Genomic DNA, 20,095 nt, shown 5'->3' with positions numbered 1-20,095 from the left:
AGAGTGAGAGCTTACGATGTGATACTCAAGAAGAGAAACGGGGAAAAACTTTCGAGAGAAGAGATAGAGTTCATGGTTGGTGGATATGTAAAAGGAGAGATTCCGGACTACCAGATGGCCGCTTTTTTGATGGCTGTTTATTTTCGCCACCTCGACGAAGAGGAAACTTACTATTTCACGGAGACGATGATGAGATCAGGAGAGGTGCTCGATCTGTCGGAAATACCGGGACCGAAGGTAGACAAACACTCGACTGGGGGAGTTGGTGACAAAACAACCCTGGTCGTGGCGCCTCTTGTGGCTTCCGCTGGGGTACCTGTTGCCAAGATGTCTGGAAGGGCCCTGGGTCACACAGGAGGAACCATCGACAAACTGGAGTCGATCCCTGGATTTCGAACAGAACTTTCTCTCGAAGAATTCATTGATAACGTTAAAAAGTATGGAATAGCGATCGTGGGTCAAACAGGGAATCTTGTTCCCGCCGACAAAAAGATATACGCACTTCGTGACGCGACAGCAACCGTCGACGAAATTTCTCTGATCGCCTCCAGTATCATGAGTAAAAAACTCGCCGGTGGGAGCGATGCTTTTGTTCTGGACGTGAAGTTCGGAACAGGCGCCTTCATGAAAGGGTTCGAAGACGCAAGAAAACTTGCCCTTCTCATGCTTAAAATAGCCCAGCAACATGGGAAGAAAGCGGCTGCCGTCCTCTCAAATATGGATCAACCCCTGGGAAGCGCTGTTGGAAATTCTTTGGAAGTGATAGAGGCGATAGAAACCTTGAAAGGAAACGGTCCCGAGGATTTGAAGGATCTGTCGATTACTCTGGGCGCTCTCATGCTGGAACTCGCTGGAGTAGCAGATTTTGACGATGGAAAGAAGATCTTGCAGACAAAACTCGAGACCGGAGAAGCCTTGGAAAAGTTTCGAATCCTCGTTAAAGCTCAGGGTGGAGACGAAAGAGTAGTGGACGACCCGTGGAAAGTGCTCCCGGTTGCAGAACAGGTGGTGGAATTCTCTGCAGAGAGAGAAGGCTATGTTTCAAAGATAGACGCGGAGAAAGTAGGTATCGCATCGATGGTGCTCGGAGCAGGAAGGAAGAAGAAAGAAGATCGAATCGATCACAGAGTTGGAATCATCGTTGAAAAGAAGATAGGCGACTCTGTGAAAAAGGGAGAGACGATAGCGAAACTCTTTGTGTCAGACAGGAGCGATGTTGAGAGCGCTTTGAAACTTCTGAAAAAAGCGTATGTGATCTCTGATTCTCCTTCAAAGCCACCCAGAGTCGTCGAAGAGGTGATCAAATGAAGCAAATAGTTCTGGTTCTTTTGATCTTCGCAGGTGTCGCTTTCGGTTCCTACCTGATCAGTGGTGGGAAGGCTTTTCCGTTGAGAACTGTCTTCAATGAAGGGATTTATTATGTGTGCGCTGAGGACCTCGCACCCGCCGGTGTTGGTTACATACATTCGAACGGTTACCACTACATCGTCTATGACAATCACGTACTCTTCATAAAAGAGCATGAGACGATTTTTGATTTTGTGGAAAAACTCTCCCCTCCGCTCTTCGTAGATGGTCTTCTTTTCGTGCCTATCGATGCTTTAAAAAAGGTGATGGAAGGCTATCAGGTGTACACGAAAGGCGAAAAGGTCCTGATCTACGATTCCCTTCCGATTGTGCTTTCAGCGACGAAAGAAAAGAATGGAGTTACGATAACATACACGGGAACGATCGTGCCGGATATGGTGAGTGTGGAAAAAAGCATGGGAAGAGTCAGAATAAATCTGTCTCCTGTTGTGGTGAGTCTTCCAAATGTTTCTGAAGACATAAAGGTTGAACTTGAGAAAAATGGTCTTTCGTTTGTTGTAGATGTGGGTAATTTTTATCCAGATGTGGAGTACTCCATCGGCGATGGCAAAATGCTTTTCCGGTTTCTCCTCGTCGAAGGTTTCTTTGGAAGATTGGAAATCTCAGATGGAGTTGTCTTTGAAAGGAAAATCGAAGAATTCGACGAAGGTGAGAAGACGGTTGTCAACTATCTCATAATGGACCCAGAGAAGGTAACGATAAAACCGGTTGTGTCAGGAAACGGTTTTGGAACCATCGAGCGGCTTGATGAAATGGTAAAAAGAGTGGGAGGCATCGCTGGAATAAACGGCAACTATTTCGACCCGGTCACAAAATTTCCCATCGGTCTTGTTGTGATAGATGGGAAACCGTATTCTGTCATGTTCAGCGGAAGGCCGGTTTTTGCCATCACCGAGGACAACAGAGTGTTCATCGGAAGAATAATAGTGGATGTCACACTCATGATGAGGGATGTCCTCTTTCTCGTGAAGGGAATAAACACCCTTGGAGAGGGTGAAGTCCTCGTTTACACGAGAGAGTTCTCCAAGGAAATACCAGAAAAAGACGACAGAATCTATTTTGTGGTGAAGGACAGTAAAGTATCACAGATCGGATACAAAAGCCGTGCTGAAGATTCTGAGTATGTCGTTTCTATCAGCAAGAAATACGAGAAATACCTCTCCGATCTCAAAGAAGGAGATGGAGCGTATCTTTCTCTTCAGCCCAACATTCCGCTGCGTATAAAGCAGGCTGTTGAAGGGGGGCCTCTCCTCATACAAAACAGGGCTCCGATTCCAGATGCCTTGGAAGAGAAGGCGAGGTACGGTGGGGGAATAGCGTACGCAAAGGCTCCGAGGACGGTTATCGCCACAAAAGATGGAAAGCTTTGGTTTCTCGTCTTCGAAGGTTATAATCATATAACGAGGGGATTGACTTACGATGAACTCGTAAACTTTCTCGTTTCCAGGGGGTTCGAAGACGCCATGTGTGTAGATGGGGGCAGCTCCTCTGTAATGGCAGTGGCTGGCAGCCTCTTCGGCAGGACGGAGAACAGCACAGCCGCGATACCTGTGGGAATCGTAGTCTGGGAGAAAAAGAAGACGGAGGTGGGTGAGTGATGGGAGGACTTCAGAGTGTGCGTTCGGCCGCTTTGATAGGGCACAACGGAGCTGGTAAATCGCTTCTTCTCGCACAGCTTCTTTACAGATCAGGTTTGCTTGACAGGGCAGACACAAAGTACGTGGATTACGATCCTGTTGAGGAGGAGAAAGGGGCCAGTTTCTCCTCACACGTGGCGTCCCTCGATTGGAAAGGCAAAAAGGTGTATCTAATAGATACCCCTGGATTCTCGGATTTCATATCGGAGGTTATAAACGGAATTTTCGTTTCTGAGAACATCATCTCCGTGGTGAACGCCGTTGCTGGTGTGGAAATACAGACTGAAAGAACATGGAACATAGCTGATGAGATGAAAAAACCCATCATGGTTTTTGTCAACCAGATGGATAAAGAGAGGGCCAATTTCGAGAATGTGGTGGCAGAACTGAAAGAGAGGTTCTCCAGGAAAATCGTCCCGGTGGTTGTTCCAATCGGTGCAGCTGAGAATTTCGAGGGAGTCGTGGATCTTCTGAAGAAAAAGGCCTACAGGTACAATGGAGATAAGGTTCAGGAAGAGGACATGCCGGAGAACTTCAACGACATGAGATCAGAAATACTCGAAGATATCGTAGAACAGGATGAAGAATTGATGATGAGATACCTCGACGGTGAGGAGATCGGATACGATGAACTCATGAGGGTACTCAGTGAGGGTTACAGAAAGGGAGAAATCGTGCCCGTACTTTCGGGGTCCGCGTTGAAAGGAATGGGATTGGATGTCCTTCTCGATTATCTGGGAGACATAGGTTCTTCACCCGAGGAAGCTTCCTCGTACAAGGCACTTCTGGAGGATGGAACGGAAATAGAGGTGAAGTTCTCCGAGGAAGAGCCGTTCTGCGCTTACATTTTCAAATCCGTGGTTGACCAGTTCGTCGGAAGAATCACCTTTGCGAAGGTTATCGCAGGAGTTCTCAGATCTGGTGACATCGTTATGAATGTTCAAAAGGATGTCTCGGAGAAATTAGGGCACATTTATACCCCGATTCTCAAGCAACAGAAGGAAGTGGAATCTGTTGGTCCCGGTGAGATCGTTGTTCTTCTGAAGCTCAAGGAGGGGGCCGTTGGAGAAACGCTCACACACAGAGACAGAAGGGTGAAGGTGGTACCTCCTGCATTCCCGGAACCCATGTTCTCCAGGTCTGTTCATCCAAAATCGAAGTCCGATATCGACAAAATCAGCAATGGACTTTCAAGACTTTCAGATTCCGACCCAACGTTTGTGTGGGAATACGATCCTGAAACAGGGGAAACCGTTGTTTCTGGTCTCGGTGCGATGCACCTTGACGTCATGATAGAGAGGTTGAAAAAGATCTTCGGTGTCGATGTGGAGGTTGGAAAACCGAAGATCGCCTACAGAGAGACGATAACAACAACCGCCGTTGCTGAGCATAAGCACAAGAAACAAACGGGTGGACACGGTCAGTACGGTCATGTGAAGATACAGCTGGAGCCTCTTCCGAGGGGACAAGGATACGAATTCGTTGACAGGATAGTTGGAGGAGTGATCCCGAGGAATTTCATACCATCCGTTGATAAAGGTATCAGAGAGGCCATGAAGAAAGGAGTTCTGGCAGGATATCCTGTAACAGATGTCAGAGTCATACTCTTTGACGGTTCTTACCACGAAGTGGATTCCTCGGACATTTCGTTTCAGATAGCTGCCATTCAGGCCTTCAAAAAAGGAATGGAAGCGGCAAGACCCGTCATTCTGGAACCAATAATGGAGGTTGATGTCTTCGTCCCGGAAGAGAACGCGGGAGACGTGATGGGAGAAATCTCCAGTAGAAGAGGAAGGCCCCTTGGAATGGAACCATCTGGAAAAGGCATGGTGAAGGTGAAAGCAGAGGTTCCACTCGCCGAGATGCTTGACTTCTCCAGCAAACTTTCTTCCATCACGAGCGGTCGAGGATACTTCACGATGAGGTTCCAGAGGTACGAAATAGTGCCTCCAAACATACAAGAGAAGATCATTGAAGAGAGAAGAAGAGAGATGCAGGAACAGGAGAAGTGAGATGAACTTCAAAAGACTGATAATATACGAAGCCTTTGCACGTGCTTATCCAGGAGAAAAAGGAAAGAAGTTCGATTCCCTCATGAAAGATCTTGAAAGACTCAAAGGAATGGGCATCAACACAGTGTGGTTGATGCCCATTCATCCTACTGGAGTGGTGGAAAGAAAAGGTACTCTGGGATCCCCTTACGCCATACGCGATTACTACGAGATAGATCCACTCATAGGAACGAAAGATGGCTTCAAAAGGTTCGTGAAGAGAGCTCACGAATTGAACATGTACGTTTTGATGGACATGGTCCTGAACCACGCGGCAGCTGACAACGTCTTAGTCAAAGAACACCCTGAGTGGTTTCTCAGGGATGAAAATGGAAATCCCACAAGGAAAGTGCCAGACTGGACGGATATAGTCGATTTCGACTATTCGAATGGAGAACTGAGGAAGTACATGATCAACATGATGAAGTACTGGGTTGAAGAGTTTGACATCGATGGATTCAGGTGCGATGTGGCAGGGCTTGTTCCACTGGACTTCTGGCTGCAGGTAAGGAAAGAACTCGACCCCCTGAAGAGACTCATATGGCTTTCTGAAACACACGATCCCTACATGTACCAGGCTTTCGATATCACCTACGACTACGATGGCTACTACAAGTTCAGGGATTTCATTGAGGGAAAAGGTAGCTTGAGGGAGTACGTGGATTTCTTGAGGATGCAGGATCACATGTATCCCAGAGGTTACATAAAGATGAGATTTCTGGAGAATCACGACCAACCGAGGATCGCGAAATTCATCGAAGAAGATTCGTTGATCCAATGGATAGCGTTTCTTTTCACCTTCAAAGGGGTTCCTCTCGTTCACAACGGACAGGAGTACGGTCTCAAGGAGGACGTGGACATATTCAACGAATACACGTTACCGTTTCCTATGGAAGAGAACAGGATCTCAATTCTTCACAGAAAACTTGCCCATTACAGATACGGAACTGGTGTTTTCACCGAAGGAGAGATGCTTTTTGTGAAAAACGATCAACCAGAGAAGGTGATATCTTATCTCTGGAGATACGAAAACAGATACATTCTCTGTGTATTGAATCCTCTTCTTGAAAGCACAAAGGTAACTCTGGATTTCTCGGGTATTTGGGAGAGTGCGTGTATCCATTCGAAGAACGTGTTCAACGATGAGATTGTTCGAGTTCCCGTGAAAAATTCCCGCGCGACTGTTGAGGTAGGGAAAGAACCTCTGATACTCTCTTTCGTGCTCTACTGAGAGCGGGTGGTAGAATGAGTGTAGGTGTTGTGAGTCTGAGAGTGAGACTCTTCGGTGTGAGATCTTTGAAAGAAAAAAGAGGAATCCTGAAGAGACTGATGAACGATTTGAGGAAAAAGTACAACATCTCCATCTCTGAAGTGGGAGCGCACGATTCGAAAAGTTTCTTTGAGATAGGAATCGCCATGGTGAACACTGACAGAGCCGTTATTGAGAGAGTCTTCGATTCGATCATCGATTATCTGGATCTTTATCCGGGAATGGAAGTGGAAGAGATCGAAAGAGAGGTGTGGTGAATGGTCGTGATAACGAACGAGCTTGAAAGCATCATGGAAAGGCTTCTTTCGAGAAAAAGGATCAATCACGTGCGATCGGTGGTGGAATTTTCAAGAAAACTGGGAGAAATGTACGGTGCGGACTTAAATAAAATAGAACTGGCGGCTCTCTCCCACGATCTCTTCAGAGACGTGCCACCAAGGAAGCTTTTGAAAATGGCCCGGGCTTATGGTCTGAAGATTTCAGAGCTGGAAAGGACACACCCCGTTCTTCTGCATGGAAAAGTGGCAGCGGAATTCTTGAAAAGGCGTTTCAATGTAGAAGACGAAGAAGTTCTCAACGCAGTGGCCTATCACACCTCAGGACACGTGAGTTTCGGAACCGTGGGGCAGATTCTGTTCATAGCCGATTCCCTGGAGTTCACACGTGACTTTCCAGGGGTGAATGAACTTCGAAGGATCGCTTTCAGGAACCTGGAGGAAGGATTCTTTCAGGTTTTGAAAAACAAGATTTTTTATGCGGTTGGGAAGAACTATCTGTTGATCCCGGAGACTGTCGAACTGTGGAACAGCATTCTTATGAAAAGAGGAGGGCTAATCGATGAAGAAGTCGAGTAAGATCGTACTGGCAGTTGTGCTGATCGCTGTTGCTCTCGCCGCTGTTTTGTTCCTTTACTACAGATCGTTTCTCACCTCTCCAGATTACAAAGCAGCGGAGGTTCACTATCTTTTCAGAGTGGGAGACAATAGCTACTTTGTGAGAATAGACGATTCGAAGAGGATGGTCTTCGTCGTTTCTTTCCCAAGTGAATCTTTTGACCCAGAAAGAAGAGAGGCGATCATCTCTGAAAGGCCTCTGAGCGATCTCGAGAAGATGGAGACCCTCTTGGATATAAAGGCCGAAAGAGCCTTCTACTCCGTTATGTCCGAGGAGGAATTTCTAAAACTCTGCCAGGATCTTCTTGGAAAGCAGTGTGAGAGTTTTCCGGACTTCGTTAAAGAGTTCTCTAAAAGAAAGCTGAAGTTCTTCGACTTCATTTTCGTTGGAAGCTGGTTGAAGAAATTCGGTTTCAACAACCTGAACAGGTTCTCTCTCTACAAGTTCTTTGAGAAGATCTCGAACTACGCCATCGACGTTTTCGAAGCACCAACGGTGACGGAAAAGCCCATTGTGATAGAAGTTCAGGGCAAGAAGTACGAGAGACTGTATCTGGACTCGGAGAAACTCAAAGCCATCTCCGAGGAGATGAAAAGGTGAGGATAGACCCCCTCGGTGGAGAGTCCTTGAAGAATCAGGAAGTGAAGGGGAAAAAATCTGGAAAGGCTTCTAAAGTTGGTGAATCGAAAAAAAAGGAGTTTTTCGATATCCTGGAAGACGTGAAAGAAGATCACTTCGAAAAACTCCTTGAAGAAGCCGTGGAAGAAGTGGTCGATTCAGGAAACGAGCTCGTACGTTCTCCCACTCCTTCCAACTTGAAAAGATACAAGAACGCTATAAAGGAGTTCCTGAAACTCATAGAAAAGAAAATCTACAAACTTGCTGGGAGTTTCGATATGAACAGTGGCCGTGCAAGGCTCCACGTGGTAGTTGAAGAGGTGAACGAAAAGCTTATAGAACTCACAGATAAGATCATGAAAAACGAGTGGCAAACCATAAACCTGGCTGCTAGAATAGAAGAGATAAACGGACTGATCCTCAACCTCTACCGCTGAATCTCGAGCGAAAGATCCACAAACACTTCCTGAAATGTCAGCCTGCTCGTGGAGATCACATCTACAGTTTCGAAGTCATAGAGAGAAACATTTTCTTCTGTGATGCCACCTGACACTTCCACGATCGCGTGGGGATTGATCTCTTTTATTCTCCTGGATATCTCTTTCACTTCTTCGGGGGAGAGATTGTCCAGCATGACGATATCCGCTCCAGCTTCAACCGCTTTCAGTGCATCTTCCAGGTTCTCCACTTCGACTTCTATTTTTGTGGTGAAGGGTATTATCTTTCTGACCTCTTGAACAGCCCGTTCGATACAACCGTATATCTTCAGGTGGTTGTCTTTTATCATCGCACACCCGCTCAGGTCGAACCTGTGAGGATCTCCTCCACCGTGTACCACAGCGATCTTTTGAAGAATTCCCAGACCAAGCAGTGTCTTCCTTGTCGCTGCTATTTTTGCGTGTTTGAGTTTTTCGGTGAATCTTCTGGTTGTTGTGGCCACAGAAAACATTACAGAGAGAACGTTGAGGAGAGTTCTCTCCACGACCAAAAGCCTGTAGGCGTTGCCTTCTATTTCTCCTATCACCCCGGTTTTTTCCAGGCGCTCTCCATCCTTCACATGAAACTTTGAAAACAGTCCCACTTTCTCCAGGAACATTTGAGAAATTTCTATGCCAGAAGCCACCACGTTTTCTGTTTTCAAAAGAAGATAAGCGCTGGCAGTTGTGTTTCGAAGCGGAAATGAAGCAAAATCGATTTTCCCCTCGTCTTCTTTGACAAAATTCATCAAAAGGTCGAGGATTTTCTCCATCGTATCACCCCATGAGTTCGAACATTTGAAGGATCGGTTTTTTCGCCTTTTCAATCACTTCTTCCGGGAGAGTCACCTCGAACAATTCGGTTTGCAAAGCATGGAGAGCGTTTTCCAGTGTGTTTTTCTTCATGTTTACACACACTGCCATCTCGAGCGGTACGAATTCTCTGTCAGGAAATTTTTTCTTCAGTTTGTGGATCATCCCTATCTCTGTTCCAACCACAAAGATCCTGGAAGGGTCTTTCTCCGGGATCTTTTCCATCTGGCCTGTGCTTCCCACGTAATCGGCTTTGTCTCTCACTGTTTTCGGACACTCTGGATGAACTACTATTTTGGCATCCGGATATTTTTTCCTTGCAACATCGACGGATTCAACGTTGAACTGATGAACTGGGCAATGACCGTTTTCAGGTATCGTGATGATCTTCTTTCCTGTTTTTTCTGAGACATACTCTCCAAGGTTTCTATCTGGACCAAAGATGACCACATTGGAATCCAGCTTTTTTACAACTTCCACGGCGTTGGCAGACGTACAGATAACGTCGGCGAGCGTTTTACATTCGGACGTACTGTTTACGTAGAGAACCACCGGCGCATCTGGAAATTTTTCTCTGTACTCTCTGATGGTCTCCGGTGTTAGACGATTTGCCATGGGACAGGTTGCGCTTCTGTCAGGAACGATCACTTTTTTGTCAGGATTCAGTATTTTGACCAGTTCCGCCATGAAATCGACCCCAAGAAACAGAATTTTCTTTTCTGAGAGTTCCATTGCCTTCCTTGCAAGCTGGAGAGAATCACCGACAAAATCGGCTATGTCCTGGAGCTCTGGGATTTGATAGTTGTGGGCGAGAATGATGTAGCCTTTTTCCTTTTTCAGCTTGAGAATTTCATCCAACATGTTTTTGCCTCCTTATCCGAATACGATTTTTGATTCAAGGTTTTTCAGAGTTCTAAGAATCGAATAGACTGTTAGCATACTTGTTTTTGGATTCTCTGGAGATGGTATGTTCTCTATTTTGAACTCGTAGTTTCCAATGGTAGAGGAGATTCTTACGATGTGAACGTTGTGATTCGTGGCTGGATCTGCCATTATTGTTACCTTTACCTTTTCAAATCCCACCACAAGGCCGATGGTTGACGCTACGTTGATGTTTCTTGGGAAAAGCCTTGAAGCTTCCTCGACGTTTCCTTCGAACACGACTGTTTTGCCTTTCAAATCCAGGTCGAGACTCTTTGGAGGTTTTATCGTTTCTATGTGGACGTTTTCGACAAAGTCTTTGATGGAAGAAAGAACATCGAGACCACCAATGGCACCGGATGGGAAGAAGACCCTGGCTGGTGAATTTTTTAACTCGTTGAAGAACTTCTCTCTGAAGACTTTGTCTGCAAAAGCACTGGTGCTAATTACGATGTAGTTCACAGGACTCTTCAGAATCTGAAGTGAGTATTCTTTCACAGCTTCTGGAGAAGCGCATTCAACAATCGCGTCAACGTTTGAAGGAATCTGGAATTCATCTAAACGAATAACTCCCGGGATGTCTTTTGGGACTCTGTCGTAAACATAAACATTCTCGAAATTTCCCAGTTCCACGAGTTTTTTCCCGATGTTTCCCATTCCGATGATCAGAGCCGTCATGCTCAACACCCCCAGAAATAAGTTTACACCTGCTGTAAACAAAAGACAAGTCGTTTTGATCAAAAGTCGTTGTAATATTAGTGTAAAAAATATTAATACATAAAAATATTGTTTTATTCATACAAACCAAGATAGTTCCAATCGTTCACAAAGTGGGTGTTGTATGTATTTAGCATCAGAAGGTCGATACAGAGTATGCAATTACCAGTAACGAAAAAATTCATGCGGGTTTGTGGTACCGGAAGCTATGCGTTAAAAAGGGAATAATGAATGATAAAACAAGACAATATGAAGAGAATTTGTGGTGAATGATGATGTATAAGTAGCAGAAATTCGTACATCTTACAGTTAACTTCTAACTCTTTGAGGGAAACCTTCTTTCATCTATTTGTGAAATGTGGAACTAATCGATTTTTGCCCAAAACACCCCAAAATGCCCTGACGTAGGTTGATATAATTAATCTTTTGTTTTTGCCTTGAATTCTCTCTCTGTTTGACTATGCAATTATTCCATTTTTCCAAACAGTTCTTGAAAACACCCCCTTGTGTGTTAGAATCGTTTATGGAAAATGAGTATATGGAAGTTCAAAAAACATCTTGCTTTCAGTTTGTGTTTGTGGTATAATTTATTCTGAACTCAATGGGTTTCAATACTTCCTTAGAGGTATGGAAACACACCCATACTGTTGCATCAATTATCAGTCCTATCAAGTTTCAATACTTCCTTAGAGGTATGGAAACCGGTTTCTTGTCTGATCTGGCTCCAGGTGAAGAAATAGTTTCAATACTTCCTTAGAGGTATGGAAACCAATTGATGACAGAGTATTTTGCGTTGTAATTTCCAGTTTCAATACTTCCTTAGAGGTATGGAAACTTTTCTCCCTCTACGATGAAATCCCTTTCAAGCTCACGTTTCAATACTTCCTTAGAGGTATGGAAACCCATTTACGGGGTCAAAAGTATCGTTGTACTGCGTCGTTTCAATACTTCCTTAGAGGTATGGAAACAAGAGATAGTAAACATAGTCTTCCCGCTCTTCGATTTGTTTCAATACTTCCTTAGAGGTATGGAAACATTGCAGGAGACTCGAGGAGTTCGATGCGGTTGCTGAGTTTCAATACTTCCTTAGAGGTATGGAAACGACGGCACGTAGACAAGGGCGCCTCTGGACACACCCAGGTTTCAATACTTCCTTAGAGGTATGGAAACTATTCGCCTCATATATCTTTGTCTGGAGTTCGTTTAGTTTCAATACTTCCTTAGAGGTATGGAAACTTCAGATATCTCCTCCAATACAATTCGATATTTTTTCCCGTTTCAATACTTCCTTAGAGGTATGGAAACGAAGAACATTTATGGCAGTTATTACATCCCTTGCACGTTTCAATACTTCCTTAGAGGTATGGAAACAGTTTTCTCGAAACTCTTTCAATTAGCTCCGATGCTTGTTTCAATACTTCCTTAGAGGTATGGAAACTTCTTCAAGACGGGGCCTATTGTGTAACGTGTTCTGGGTTTCAATACTTCCTTAGAGGTATGGAAACATGACGTAGAGGATGAGCTCTTGACGATTCTCGACTGTTTCAATACTTCCTTAGAGGTATGGAAACAAGCTTTTAATTCGTTCAACTTATCAACGCTTATTTCTGTTTCAATACTTCCTTAGAGGTATGGAAACGCGCATTTTTTCACAAACTGCTTGTGACTTATTTGTTTCAATACTTCCTTAGAGGTATGGAAACAGTGATTCTCTGATAGCATCTATTAGCTCGTCGATTATGTTTCAATAGCTCCTTAGAAGTATGGAAACCGTTTTCGTTTGAGTCGAAGCTGGGATACAGAGAGCCAGTTCTTTAGAGGTATAGAAACCCATCCCGAACAAGCGTTCAAAGATTCGACTAAAAGAGAAAAGCAGGGATTATTTCCCTGCTTTTTTTATTTTCGGGTGTAATTAGTTCTATTTGCAAATTTTCATATTTTGAATGTAAACGTTTTCATAATAAGATGTTCTCTGGAGGTGATAGTGGTGATACTGATGACAAAGCCGGGAACATCGGATTTTGTATGGAACAATATTCCCCTTTCCATGGAGCTGAATCTGTGGAACATAAAGGAATACTCCGGTTCTGTGGCCATGAGATTCGACGGTGAGAGGGTGACTTTTGACGCGGACATTCAAAATCTTTCTCCAAAAGAACCAGATAGGTACATTCTCGGTTATCCCGAGTTCTATTACGGTTACAAACCGTGGGAGAAACACATGGCGGAAGGTTCGAAACTTCCGGTATTTGTTTCTTCTATGAAATCATTTTCCGTCGAAGTCTCTTTCGACATTCACCACGAACCGTCTTTGCCATTGAATTTTGCAATGGAAACCTGGCTCACAAGAGAGAAATACCAGACAAAAGCAACGATCGGAGATGTTGAAATCATGGTCTGGTTCTATTTCAACAATCTCACACCAGGGGGCAAAAAGATAGAGGAGTTTACGATTCCGTTCGTGCTGAACGGAGAGAGTGTCGAAGGCACCTGGGAACTGTGGCACGCGGAATGGGGATGGGACTACCTCGCTTTCCGCTTGAAGGATCCTGTGAAGAAGGGAAATGTGAAGTTCGATGTGAAACACTTTCTTGATGCTTCCGGGAAAGCTCTTTCGAATTCCACTCGTGTGAAAGATTTTGAAAATCTTTACTTCACCGTCTGGGAAATTGGAACCGAGTTTGGAAGCCCGGAAACAAAGAGCGCGCAATTCGGGTGGAAGTTTGAAAACTTCTCTATTGATCTGGAGGTGAGAGAATGAGGTGGGCAGTTCTTCTGATGGTGGTGTTTTCCGCTCTGCTCTTTTCCTCTGAAGTGGTTCTCACGAGCGTTGGTGCAACAGACATTTCCTTCAACGGATTTCCAGTCACCATGGAGCTCAACTTCTGGAACGTGAAATCTTACGAGGGAGAAACATGGCTCAAATTCGATGGAGAAAAGGTTGAGTTCTACGCGGATTTGTACAACATCGTTCTTCAGAATCCAGACAGCTGGGTGCATGGTTATCCGGAGATCTACTACGGTTACAAGCCCTGGGCGGGACACAACAGCGGCGTGGAATTTCTTCCTGTGAAGGTGAAAGATCTTCCAGATTTCTACGTGACTCTTGATTACTCGATCTGGTACGAAAACAACCTGCCTATCAACCTTGCCATGGAGACGTGGATCACGAAGAGTCCCGACCAGACTTCTGTTTCTTCGGGTGACGCAGAGATCATGGTTTGGTTCTACAACAACGTCCTGATGCCTGGTGGTCAGAAAGTGGATGAGTTCACCACAACAGTCGAGATAAACGGTGTGAAGCAGGAAGCAAAGTGGGATGTTTATTTCGCACCGTGGGGATGGGATTACCTTGCTTTCAGACTGACAACACCGATGAAAGAAGGAAAGGTAAAAATCAACGTGAAGGACTTCGTTCAGAAAGCCGCGGAAGTTGTCAAGAAGCACTCAACGAGAATAGACAATTTCGAAGAGCTGTATTTCTGCGTCTGGGAGATCGGAACGGAGTTTGGAGATCCAAACACAACAGCGGCTAAATTCGGCTGGACCTTCAGAGACTTCTCCGTCGAAGTTGTAAAATAAATCGCAGAATCACCAACGAGAAAGGCGGGGGCTTCCCTGCCTTTTTCTTTTGGCAAATTTATACACAAGTAGTATAATATTCTATGCAATGTGTGAAAATCAGAACAATGAGGTGATTCTATGAAAGTAAGCGACATTCTGACGATGGCCATCAGGCTGGAGGAGGAAGGCGAAAGATTCTACAGAGAACTCTCAGAACATTTTGATGGAGAGATAAAAAAGACTTTCCTTGAGCTTGCCGATCAGGAAAGGATTCATGCGGAAATCTTTAGAAAGATGTCAGACCAGGAAAACTGGGATGAGGTGGATTCTTATCTCGCAGGATACGCTTTCTATGAGGTTTTTCCTGACACGAGTGAAATTTTAAGGAGAAAGGATCTAACCTTGAAAGAGGTTCTGGATATAGCCATATCCGTTGAAAAAGACAGCATAATTCTCTACTATGAACTCAAAGATGGTCTTGTGAATTCCGATGCACAGAAAACAGTGAAAAAGATCATCGATCAGGAAAAAGAACATCTAAGAAAGCTTCTCGAGATGAAACGTGAAAGTACCTGAGGCGATATCTTTGATGGTGATGTTAGAAAACAGATCTTTCAAATAATCGGAAAGCCAGTTCCAGAAGTATTTTGCTCTGCAGGCTCTGTAATTCTTGCACCGGCTGTTGCAGTCCACAATAACAAGGTCTTTTTCAAAGACGCTGATAACATCCAGAAACGATATTTCGTCTGGCGACTTTGCAAGAACAAAACCACCGTTTTTTCCTTTGATCGAATTCACAAGGCCCGATCTTTTGAGGTAATGAAGGACTTTCAAGGCGAAATTTCTGGTGATGAGTTCTTTCTCAGCGAGTTCCGAAGAAGACATAGGTCTGTTCTCCAGCGACAATCTCACGAGAAGTCTAAGAGCGTATCTCACGTGTTTTTGACACTTTCCAAACATCAAGCGCACCTCCGGGAGGTATAGATAATGAAGTATTTCGTGGCTGTAAGACCGTTTTCCTTCGTTGCAAGTGCTTTTCCTGTTACTGTGGGAGCCATGCTGGCTGAGGAATTTTCCCTGACCAGATACATTCTATCACTGATCGCTTCCATTTTCTTACATGCAGGTGTCAACACCACGAACGATTATTTCGATTACAAAAAAGGTGTAGATACTAAAGATTCTCTCGGTTCGAGTGGACTTCTTGTTTCCGGGAAAATAACACCACGTGAAGAGCTCCTTTTGAGTGTTTTCTGTTACGCGGTGAGTGTGGTTCTGGGGCTTGTTCTCATAAAGATCTCTGGACCTGCTCTGCTGTGGCTAGGACTTACTGGCCTGGTTCTCGGGTACGCTTACACTGGACATCCGTTCTATCTGAAATACAAATCCCTTGGTATGTTTCTCGTGTTTATTCTCATGGGACCCCTGATGGTGCTGGGAGCCTATTATGTTCAGACGGGAAGGTTCTCACTGGAAGCACTTCTGGTCTCTATTCCCGTGGGGATCGCTACAGATCTCATTCTCCTCGCCAATGAAATTAGAGACTCCGAGTTTGACAAAAGAAGTGGTATCAAAACCCTTCCCATTTTGATCGGAGACAGAGCAGCGTTCCTTCTCTACGCGGTCCTAACTGGTTTGATCTACGTCTTTATCGTGATTCTCGTATCGACGGGAGTTTTTAGAGTAATTTCTCTTGTCAGCTTAGTTTCTCTTCCGCTGTACATACGGGTGATAAAGCAGTTGTTTCAAAAATCAGCGGGAAGGAAAAATGCACGAGAGATCGCTGACGTTGATAAAATGAGTGCGCTGGCGGAAATGATACTCTTTGTTTCTATGATTTTGGGACTTTTGAGGTGATGCCGATGGTTAAAAGAATCTCTGAGATGAGTTTCCTTTCAGTTTTGATCGGACTTTTTTTAGGATGGTATTTCGTCTTTCAGGTGAATGTGCTCGATTTCTGGTGGAGAATGTTCATAACCACTCTGATTTTTTCTGTGATTTCGATCTTTCTTGGCGGAAAGAGGAACATAAAGCCAAATAAGTACGAGGCGCCCCTTGCGATCTACTCCGCTGTAGCAGCTTATCTTCTTTTCGTCGTTGGATATTTGATTTCGCTTTTGATTCCTCCGTTTCACAGGGATGTTGTCAGTGTTTACGGACTCGCGGAAGGGCAAAATGCATTGAAAGTGATCATTCTTCTCGTGTTCATAGCCTTTTTTGAAGAGATCATATGGCGTGGTTTTGTAACAGAATTCCTTCTCCAACGGATGGACGTTGTTCCTTCAATACTGATCTCTTCGCTTCTTTACAGCGTAGTCCACGTGTTCACTGGAAATATGGCTTTGATAGTGGGGGCGTTTGTCCTTGGGATAATTCTTTCTCTTCTTTATGTGATCACTGGAAAGGTCAGCACACCAGCTTTTGCGCATGCGCTGTGGAGCCTTCTCATATTCGTTGTTTTGCCTCTGAAAGGGGGTTTTTGAATGAAAGCACTGAAGCTGATAATCGAGTTTCCGGTTGCTGCAGCTGTTCTCATGTTCGTGGGATTTGACCTTTGGAGGAGATATCTGAGGAGGCGAAGAGCATGAATGTGGTTGTCTGTATCAAACAGGTTCCCGATACAACGAACGTCAGAATCGACAGAAAAACGAACAACCTTGTGAGAGAAGGTGTCCCGTCTATCATAAATCCCGATGATGAAAGGGCACTCGAACTTGCCGCACAATTGAAAGAAAAATTCGGAGCCACGGTTTATGTGATCACTATGGGACCACCGCAGGCAAAAGAGGCTCTAAAGGATGCCATTGCCTTCGGTCTCGATGAAGCAGTCCATTTGAGCGACAGGGCGTTCGCGGGAGCGGATACGCTCGCCACGACATACACACTTTACTGGGGAATAAAGAAGATCGAAGAAAGAATAGGAAAGATAGATCTCATTTTGACAGGAAAGCAGGCGGTGGATGGAGACACCGGTCAGGTGGGACCTGGTCTTGCTACAAGATTCGGATACGCACTCGGTGCCTACGTCGTTCGAATAGAAGAAATAGATCCAGAGAAAAAAGAGATGGTGATAGTCAGAAGACTGGACCGGGGATTTGAAAAGATACGGCTCAAACTGCCAGCGGTCCTCACAATCACGGACGAGCTGAACAAACCAAGGTACGCAGATCTGCCCAATCTCATCAGAGCGATCAGGTACGAGCCCATCGTCTGGACTCACAAAGATTTGGGTCTCGATCCAAAAAAATGTGGATTCTTTGGATCACCTACAAGGGTTGTGAGCACAAACATACCCCCTGCGAGAAAAGGCGGAGACATCATTTCAAAAAATGAAGATCCGGAAGTGGCAGCGGAGAAACTCATAGAAGCTTTGAAAAAATTTGAAGCCGTTCGACTCGTGGAAGCATTGAAACCTGTGTTGGAAGGTGAGAAAGATGAGTGAGAAAAAGATAATTTTCGTTCTCATAGAACATCACGGTGGAAAAGCTCATCCTGTTTCCTGGGAACTCATTGGAAAGGCAAGAGATCTCGCCTCGAAACTGGAAAATTCAGAAGTATGGGGTGTTTTGCTGGGAGAAGGTCTGGAGAGTGTGGCAAAAGAAGCGATTCAACGCGGAGCGGACAAAGTTCTTTATGTTAAGAACAGGGAGTTCAACACGTATGTGAACTATCTCTACAAGAAAGCCCTCGTGGATATGGTGAGAAAGTACAGACCGGAGATATTCTTAATAGGTGCAACTCTCGAGGGAAGAGAGCTCGCCGGAATGGTGGCAACAGAACTTGAAACAGGTCTGACTGCCGATTGCACAGGACTGGATATAATACCGGACAAAAAGCTTCTTGCCATGACGAGGCCCACATTTGGTGGAAACCTCATGGCAACCATCATGTGTCCGGATCACAGACCGCAGATGGCAACGGTGAGACCGGGTGTTATGAAAGAGCTTCCGCCGGATCCAGAGAGAACGGGAGAGATCATAGAAGAGGAGTACGATTTAGGAACTTTTGACAAACTGATCGAGATTCTGGAAACCATACCGCTTCAGACCCAGGTGAACCTCGAGTACGCTCCAGTTGTGGTAGCAGGTGGAAAAGGAGTTGGGGGACCGGAAGGTTTCAAGAAATTGAAGGAACTCGCGGATCTCCTTGGAGGAGAAGTGGGAGCTTCAAGGGCGGCTGTGAAAGCTGGATGGATTTCTCCAGAGCATCAGGTTGGCCAGACCGGAAAAACAGTGAGACCCGTTCTATACTTCGCGTGTGGCATTTCCGGTGCAATCCAGCACGTGGTTGGAATAAAAGAGTCAGAAATAATAGTGGCCATAAACATAGACGAGAAAGCACCAATATTTGATATAGCCGATATAGGGATCGTTGGTGACCTGCACAAAGTAGTTCCCGCTCTCACTGCAAAACTCAGAGAGCTTCTGAACAAAAGCGGGGTGAAAAAATGAAAATAGAATTCGACGTTGTCGTCGTTGGTGCTGGCCCTTCTGGTCTGTCCTGCGCATACGTTCTTGCCAAGAATGGTCTCAAAGTTGCGGTCGTGGAGAAAGGAGAATATCCGGGTTCCAAAAACGTGATGGGAGGGGTTCTCTACGTACATCCTCTGAAAGAGATCATGCCAGATTTTCTGGAAAAAACGGCAAATTCGAAAGCTCTTGAAAGAAACGTTATAGAGCAGAACCTTTGGCTCCTCGGAAATGAAGGTGTCATCAAGATCGGTCACAGAAACGTGGAATGGAAAGAAAATCCGAATGCATTCACTGTTTTGAGGGCAAACTTTGACAGATGGTTTGCCCAGGAGGTGGAAAAAGCAGGTGCCCTGATCATACCAAAAACCAAGGTGGAAGACTTCCTGAGGAACGAAAAAGGAGAAATAGCAGGCGTGGTGACCTCGAGACCAAAGGGAGAAATACACAGCAAGGCGGTTGTGATCGCGGAGGGTGTGAATCCCATCCTCACGATGAAAGCTGGGCTCAGGAAGGAAGATCTGAAACCACACATGGTGGCCGTTGCTGTGAAAGAGGTGATCAGTGTTCCTGAAGAGGTGGTGAACAGGGTCTTCGGTGTGGAGGGAAACGATGGAGCAACGATAGAACTTCTTGGAAGCTGGTCCGAAGGTATGTTCGGAATGGGATTCCTTTACGCCAACAGATCTTCCGTATCTCTGGGTTGTGGGGTTCTCCTTGAAGATCTCAGAAAAAAGAAGATCAAACCGTATCAACTTCTTGAGAACTTGAAGAATCACCCTGTCATTTCCGATATGCTGGGAGAATACAGAAACAACACGATGGAGTATCTGGCACATTTGATACCTGAAGGTGGATACTACGCGATGCCAAAGGTCTATGGAGACAGGGTTCTGGTCTGTGGAGATGCGGCAATGCTTGTGAACTCTATACATAGAGAGGGCTCGAATCACGCGATCACATCGGGAAGACTCGCTGCTGAAACACTTCTCGAAGCTTTCGAAAAGGGAGATTTTTCTGAAAAAACCCTGAAAAATTACTACCTCAGATTGAAAGAATCCTTCATATTGAAAGACCTGGAAAAGTACAAAGATCTCATGCCCACTATGGAAAAGAACCACCAGTTCGTGGAAATCTATCCGGATCTTGCAAACGATGCTTTGAAGAGATTTCTGCAGGTTGACGGGACTCCAAAGTGGGACGTTCAAAAACAGATTGCGGACATGGTGCTTTCCAGGAGAAGTTTGATTGGAATCTCCCTTGATCTGCTCAGATTCTGGAGAGCTGTGAGGTGATG

General features: G+C 45.1%; 20 protein-coding genes and 1 CRISPR repeat array. Of the genes, 16 read left to right on the top strand and 4 right to left on the bottom strand.

Going from position 1 to position 20,095, the window contains the following annotated elements; all coding sequences use genetic code 11:
- The first annotated feature begins 3 nt into the window (after positions 1-3).
- The 8 genes from AS158_RS02720 to AS158_RS02685 are packed head-to-tail and all read left to right on the top strand — an operon-like array spanning position 4 to position 8,275.
- Entirely contained in the window at positions 4-1,308 is a 1,305-nt protein-coding gene (locus tag AS158_RS02720) for a pyrimidine-nucleoside phosphorylase (RefSeq protein ID WP_165304446.1), read from the top strand.
- Positions 1,305-2,966 carry a phosphodiester glycosidase family protein gene (locus tag AS158_RS02715; RefSeq protein WP_165304445.1) on the top strand — a complete coding sequence of 554 codons (1,662 nt, stop codon included), beginning with the start codon at positions 1,305-1,307 and terminating at the stop codon, positions 2,964-2,966. The genes AS158_RS02720 and AS158_RS02715 overlap by 4 nt, the downstream gene beginning before the upstream one ends.
- Complete coding sequence (gene fusA, locus AS158_RS02710; protein WP_165304531.1) at positions 2,966-5,017, top strand: elongation factor G; 2,052 nt, start codon at positions 2,966-2,968, stop codon at positions 5,015-5,017. The genes AS158_RS02715 and fusA overlap by 1 nt, the downstream gene beginning before the upstream one ends.
- Positions 4,977-6,287, top strand: coding sequence for an alpha-amylase family glycosyl hydrolase (locus AS158_RS02705; protein ID WP_235280290.1), 1,311 nt, complete (start codon positions 4,977-4,979; stop codon positions 6,285-6,287). Before fusA ends, AS158_RS02705 begins: the two co-directional genes overlap by 41 nt.
- A 14-nt stretch (positions 6,288-6,301) precedes the next feature.
- Complete coding sequence (locus AS158_RS02700) at positions 6,302-6,583, top strand: DUF503 domain-containing protein (RefSeq protein WP_004082152.1); 282 nt, start codon at positions 6,302-6,304, stop codon at positions 6,581-6,583.
- Positions 6,584-7,180, top strand: a complete 597-nt coding sequence (gene yqeK, locus AS158_RS02695) for a bis(5'-nucleosyl)-tetraphosphatase (symmetrical) YqeK (protein WP_038052510.1) — start codon at positions 6,584-6,586, stop codon at positions 7,178-7,180.
- On the top strand, positions 7,164-7,820 hold the full coding sequence (locus tag AS158_RS02690) for a hypothetical protein (RefSeq protein ID WP_011943672.1): 657 nt from the start codon (positions 7,164-7,166) through the stop codon (positions 7,818-7,820). Before yqeK ends, AS158_RS02690 begins: the two co-directional genes overlap by 17 nt.
- Entirely contained in the window at positions 7,817-8,275 is a 459-nt protein-coding gene (locus tag AS158_RS02685) for a YaaR family protein (RefSeq protein WP_165304444.1), read from the top strand. Before AS158_RS02690 ends, AS158_RS02685 begins: the two co-directional genes overlap by 4 nt.
- On the opposite strand, the gene nadC is transcribed toward AS158_RS02685, so the two are convergent.
- The 3 genes from nadC to nadX are packed head-to-tail and all read right to left on the bottom strand — an operon-like array spanning position 8,266 to position 10,726.
- Positions 8,266-9,087 (bottom strand): carboxylating nicotinate-nucleotide diphosphorylase, encoded by an 822-nt coding sequence (gene nadC, locus AS158_RS02680; RefSeq protein WP_038052512.1) that lies wholly within the window; start codon positions 9,085-9,087, stop codon positions 8,266-8,268. The two genes, AS158_RS02685 and nadC, sit on opposite strands and share 10 nt — an antisense overlap.
- A 4-nt stretch (positions 9,088-9,091) precedes the next feature.
- The gene (gene nadA, locus AS158_RS02675) at positions 9,092-9,988 is read right to left on the bottom strand and encodes a quinolinate synthase NadA (RefSeq protein WP_165304443.1); all 897 of its coding nucleotides are present in this window, start codon (positions 9,986-9,988) and stop codon (positions 9,092-9,094) included.
- Between the two features lie 12 nt (positions 9,989-10,000).
- Complete coding sequence (nadX, locus tag AS158_RS02670; RefSeq protein ID WP_165304442.1) at positions 10,001-10,726, bottom strand: aspartate dehydrogenase; 726 nt, start codon at positions 10,724-10,726, stop codon at positions 10,001-10,003.
- Positions 10,727-11,370: 644 nt separating this feature from the next.
- Positions 11,371-12,536: a CRISPR direct-repeat array (repeat unit 30 nt; unit sequence GTTTCAATACTTCCTTAGAGGTATGGAAAC).
- A gap of 225 nt (positions 12,537-12,761) precedes the next feature.
- Here nadX and AS158_RS02665 point away from each other — a divergent pair.
- The 3 genes from AS158_RS02665 to AS158_RS02655 all read left to right on the top strand — a co-directional run bounded on the left by AS158_RS02665 (position 12,762) and on the right by AS158_RS02655 (position 14,905).
- Positions 12,762-13,526 (top strand): endoglucanase, encoded by a 765-nt coding sequence (locus tag AS158_RS02665; RefSeq protein WP_241241246.1) that lies wholly within the window; start codon positions 12,762-12,764, stop codon positions 13,524-13,526.
- A complete protein-coding gene (locus AS158_RS02660; protein ID WP_008194708.1) occupies positions 13,523-14,347 on the top strand; it encodes an endoglucanase in 825 nt (274 codons plus the stop codon). Before AS158_RS02665 ends, AS158_RS02660 begins: the two co-directional genes overlap by 4 nt.
- A 120-nt stretch (positions 14,348-14,467) precedes the next feature.
- Complete coding sequence (locus tag AS158_RS02655) at positions 14,468-14,905, top strand: ferritin family protein (RefSeq protein ID WP_008194711.1); 438 nt, start codon at positions 14,468-14,470, stop codon at positions 14,903-14,905.
- On the opposite strand, the gene AS158_RS02650 is transcribed toward AS158_RS02655, so the two are convergent.
- The gene (locus AS158_RS02650) at positions 14,867-15,289 is read right to left on the bottom strand and encodes an RrF2 family transcriptional regulator (RefSeq protein ID WP_008194713.1); all 423 of its coding nucleotides are present in this window, start codon (positions 15,287-15,289) and stop codon (positions 14,867-14,869) included. The two genes, AS158_RS02655 and AS158_RS02650, sit on opposite strands and share 39 nt — an antisense overlap.
- A gap of 27 nt (positions 15,290-15,316) precedes the next feature.
- On the opposite strand from AS158_RS02650, the gene menA reads away from it, so the two are divergent.
- The 5 genes from menA to AS158_RS02625 all read left to right on the top strand — a co-directional run bounded on the left by menA (position 15,317) and on the right by AS158_RS02625 (position 20,093).
- On the top strand, positions 15,317-16,186 hold the full coding sequence (menA, locus tag AS158_RS02645; RefSeq protein ID WP_008194716.1) for a 1,4-dihydroxy-2-naphthoate octaprenyltransferase: 870 nt from the start codon (positions 15,317-15,319) through the stop codon (positions 16,184-16,186).
- A 5-nt stretch (positions 16,187-16,191) separates the two neighbouring features.
- Positions 16,192-16,812: a type II CAAX endopeptidase family protein gene (locus AS158_RS02640; protein ID WP_165304440.1), complete on the top strand. Its 621-nt coding sequence runs from the start codon at positions 16,192-16,194 to the stop codon at positions 16,810-16,812.
- Positions 16,813-16,913: 101 nt separating this feature from the next.
- Positions 16,914-17,771, top strand: a complete 858-nt coding sequence (locus AS158_RS02635; protein ID WP_008194723.1) for an electron transfer flavoprotein subunit beta/FixA family protein — start codon at positions 16,914-16,916, stop codon at positions 17,769-17,771.
- The gene (locus tag AS158_RS02630; protein WP_004081904.1) at positions 17,764-18,780 is read left to right on the top strand and encodes an electron transfer flavoprotein subunit alpha/FixB family protein; all 1,017 of its coding nucleotides are present in this window, start codon (positions 17,764-17,766) and stop codon (positions 18,778-18,780) included. Before AS158_RS02635 ends, AS158_RS02630 begins: the two co-directional genes overlap by 8 nt.
- Positions 18,777-20,093: an NAD(P)/FAD-dependent oxidoreductase gene (locus tag AS158_RS02625; protein ID WP_008194728.1), complete on the top strand. Its 1,317-nt coding sequence runs from the start codon at positions 18,777-18,779 to the stop codon at positions 20,091-20,093. The genes AS158_RS02630 and AS158_RS02625 overlap by 4 nt, the downstream gene beginning before the upstream one ends.
- Positions 20,094-20,095 lie beyond the last annotated feature (2 nt).

The sequence above is a fragment of the Thermotoga sp. 38H-to genome (assembly GCF_011057665.1).
Classification (GTDB): Bacteria; Thermotogota; Thermotogae; order Thermotogales; family Thermotogaceae; genus Thermotoga.
Note: the sequence above shows the minus strand (reverse complement) of the source record. Positions and strands in the feature narration are given on the sequence as shown.

What these genes read in the sequence shown, in the direction of transcription:
- nadC (WP_038052512.1), bottom strand. Translation starts at nt 9,087, where the DNA reads ATGGAGAAAATCCTCGACCTTTTGATGAATTTTGTCAAAGAAGACGAG.
- yqeK (WP_038052510.1), top strand. Translation starts at nt 6,584, where the DNA reads ATGGTCGTGATAACGAACGAGCTTGAAAGCATCATGGAAAGGCTTCTT.
- menA (WP_008194716.1), top strand. Translation starts at nt 15,317, where the DNA reads ATGAAGTATTTCGTGGCTGTAAGACCGTTTTCCTTCGTTGCAAGTGCT.
- AS158_RS02650 (WP_008194713.1), bottom strand. Translation starts at nt 15,289, where the DNA reads ATGTTTGGAAAGTGTCAAAAACACGTGAGATACGCTCTTAGACTTCTC.
- AS158_RS02715 (WP_165304445.1), top strand. Translation starts at nt 1,305, where the DNA reads ATGAAGCAAATAGTTCTGGTTCTTTTGATCTTCGCAGGTGTCGCTTTC.
- AS158_RS02700 (WP_004082152.1), top strand. Translation starts at nt 6,302, where the DNA reads ATGAGTGTAGGTGTTGTGAGTCTGAGAGTGAGACTCTTCGGTGTGAGA.
- AS158_RS02640 (WP_165304440.1), top strand. Translation starts at nt 16,192, where the DNA reads ATGGTTAAAAGAATCTCTGAGATGAGTTTCCTTTCAGTTTTGATCGGA.
- AS158_RS02690 (WP_011943672.1), top strand. Translation starts at nt 7,164, where the DNA reads ATGAAGAAGTCGAGTAAGATCGTACTGGCAGTTGTGCTGATCGCTGTT.
- AS158_RS02665 (WP_241241246.1), top strand. Translation starts at nt 12,762, where the DNA reads ATGACAAAGCCGGGAACATCGGATTTTGTATGGAACAATATTCCCCTT.
- AS158_RS02635 (WP_008194723.1), top strand. Translation starts at nt 16,914, where the DNA reads ATGAATGTGGTTGTCTGTATCAAACAGGTTCCCGATACAACGAACGTC.
- AS158_RS02625 (WP_008194728.1), top strand. Translation starts at nt 18,777, where the DNA reads ATGAAAATAGAATTCGACGTTGTCGTCGTTGGTGCTGGCCCTTCTGGT.
- AS158_RS02630 (WP_004081904.1), top strand. Translation starts at nt 17,764, where the DNA reads ATGAGTGAGAAAAAGATAATTTTCGTTCTCATAGAACATCACGGTGGA.
- nadX (WP_165304442.1), bottom strand. Translation starts at nt 10,726, where the DNA reads ATGACGGCTCTGATCATCGGAATGGGAAACATCGGGAAAAAACTCGTG.
- AS158_RS02660 (WP_008194708.1), top strand. Translation starts at nt 13,523, where the DNA reads ATGAGGTGGGCAGTTCTTCTGATGGTGGTGTTTTCCGCTCTGCTCTTT.
- AS158_RS02655 (WP_008194711.1), top strand. Translation starts at nt 14,468, where the DNA reads ATGAAAGTAAGCGACATTCTGACGATGGCCATCAGGCTGGAGGAGGAA.
- fusA (WP_165304531.1), top strand. Translation starts at nt 2,966, where the DNA reads ATGGGAGGACTTCAGAGTGTGCGTTCGGCCGCTTTGATAGGGCACAAC.
- nadA (WP_165304443.1), bottom strand. Translation starts at nt 9,988, where the DNA reads ATGTTGGATGAAATTCTCAAGCTGAAAAAGGAAAAAGGCTACATCATT.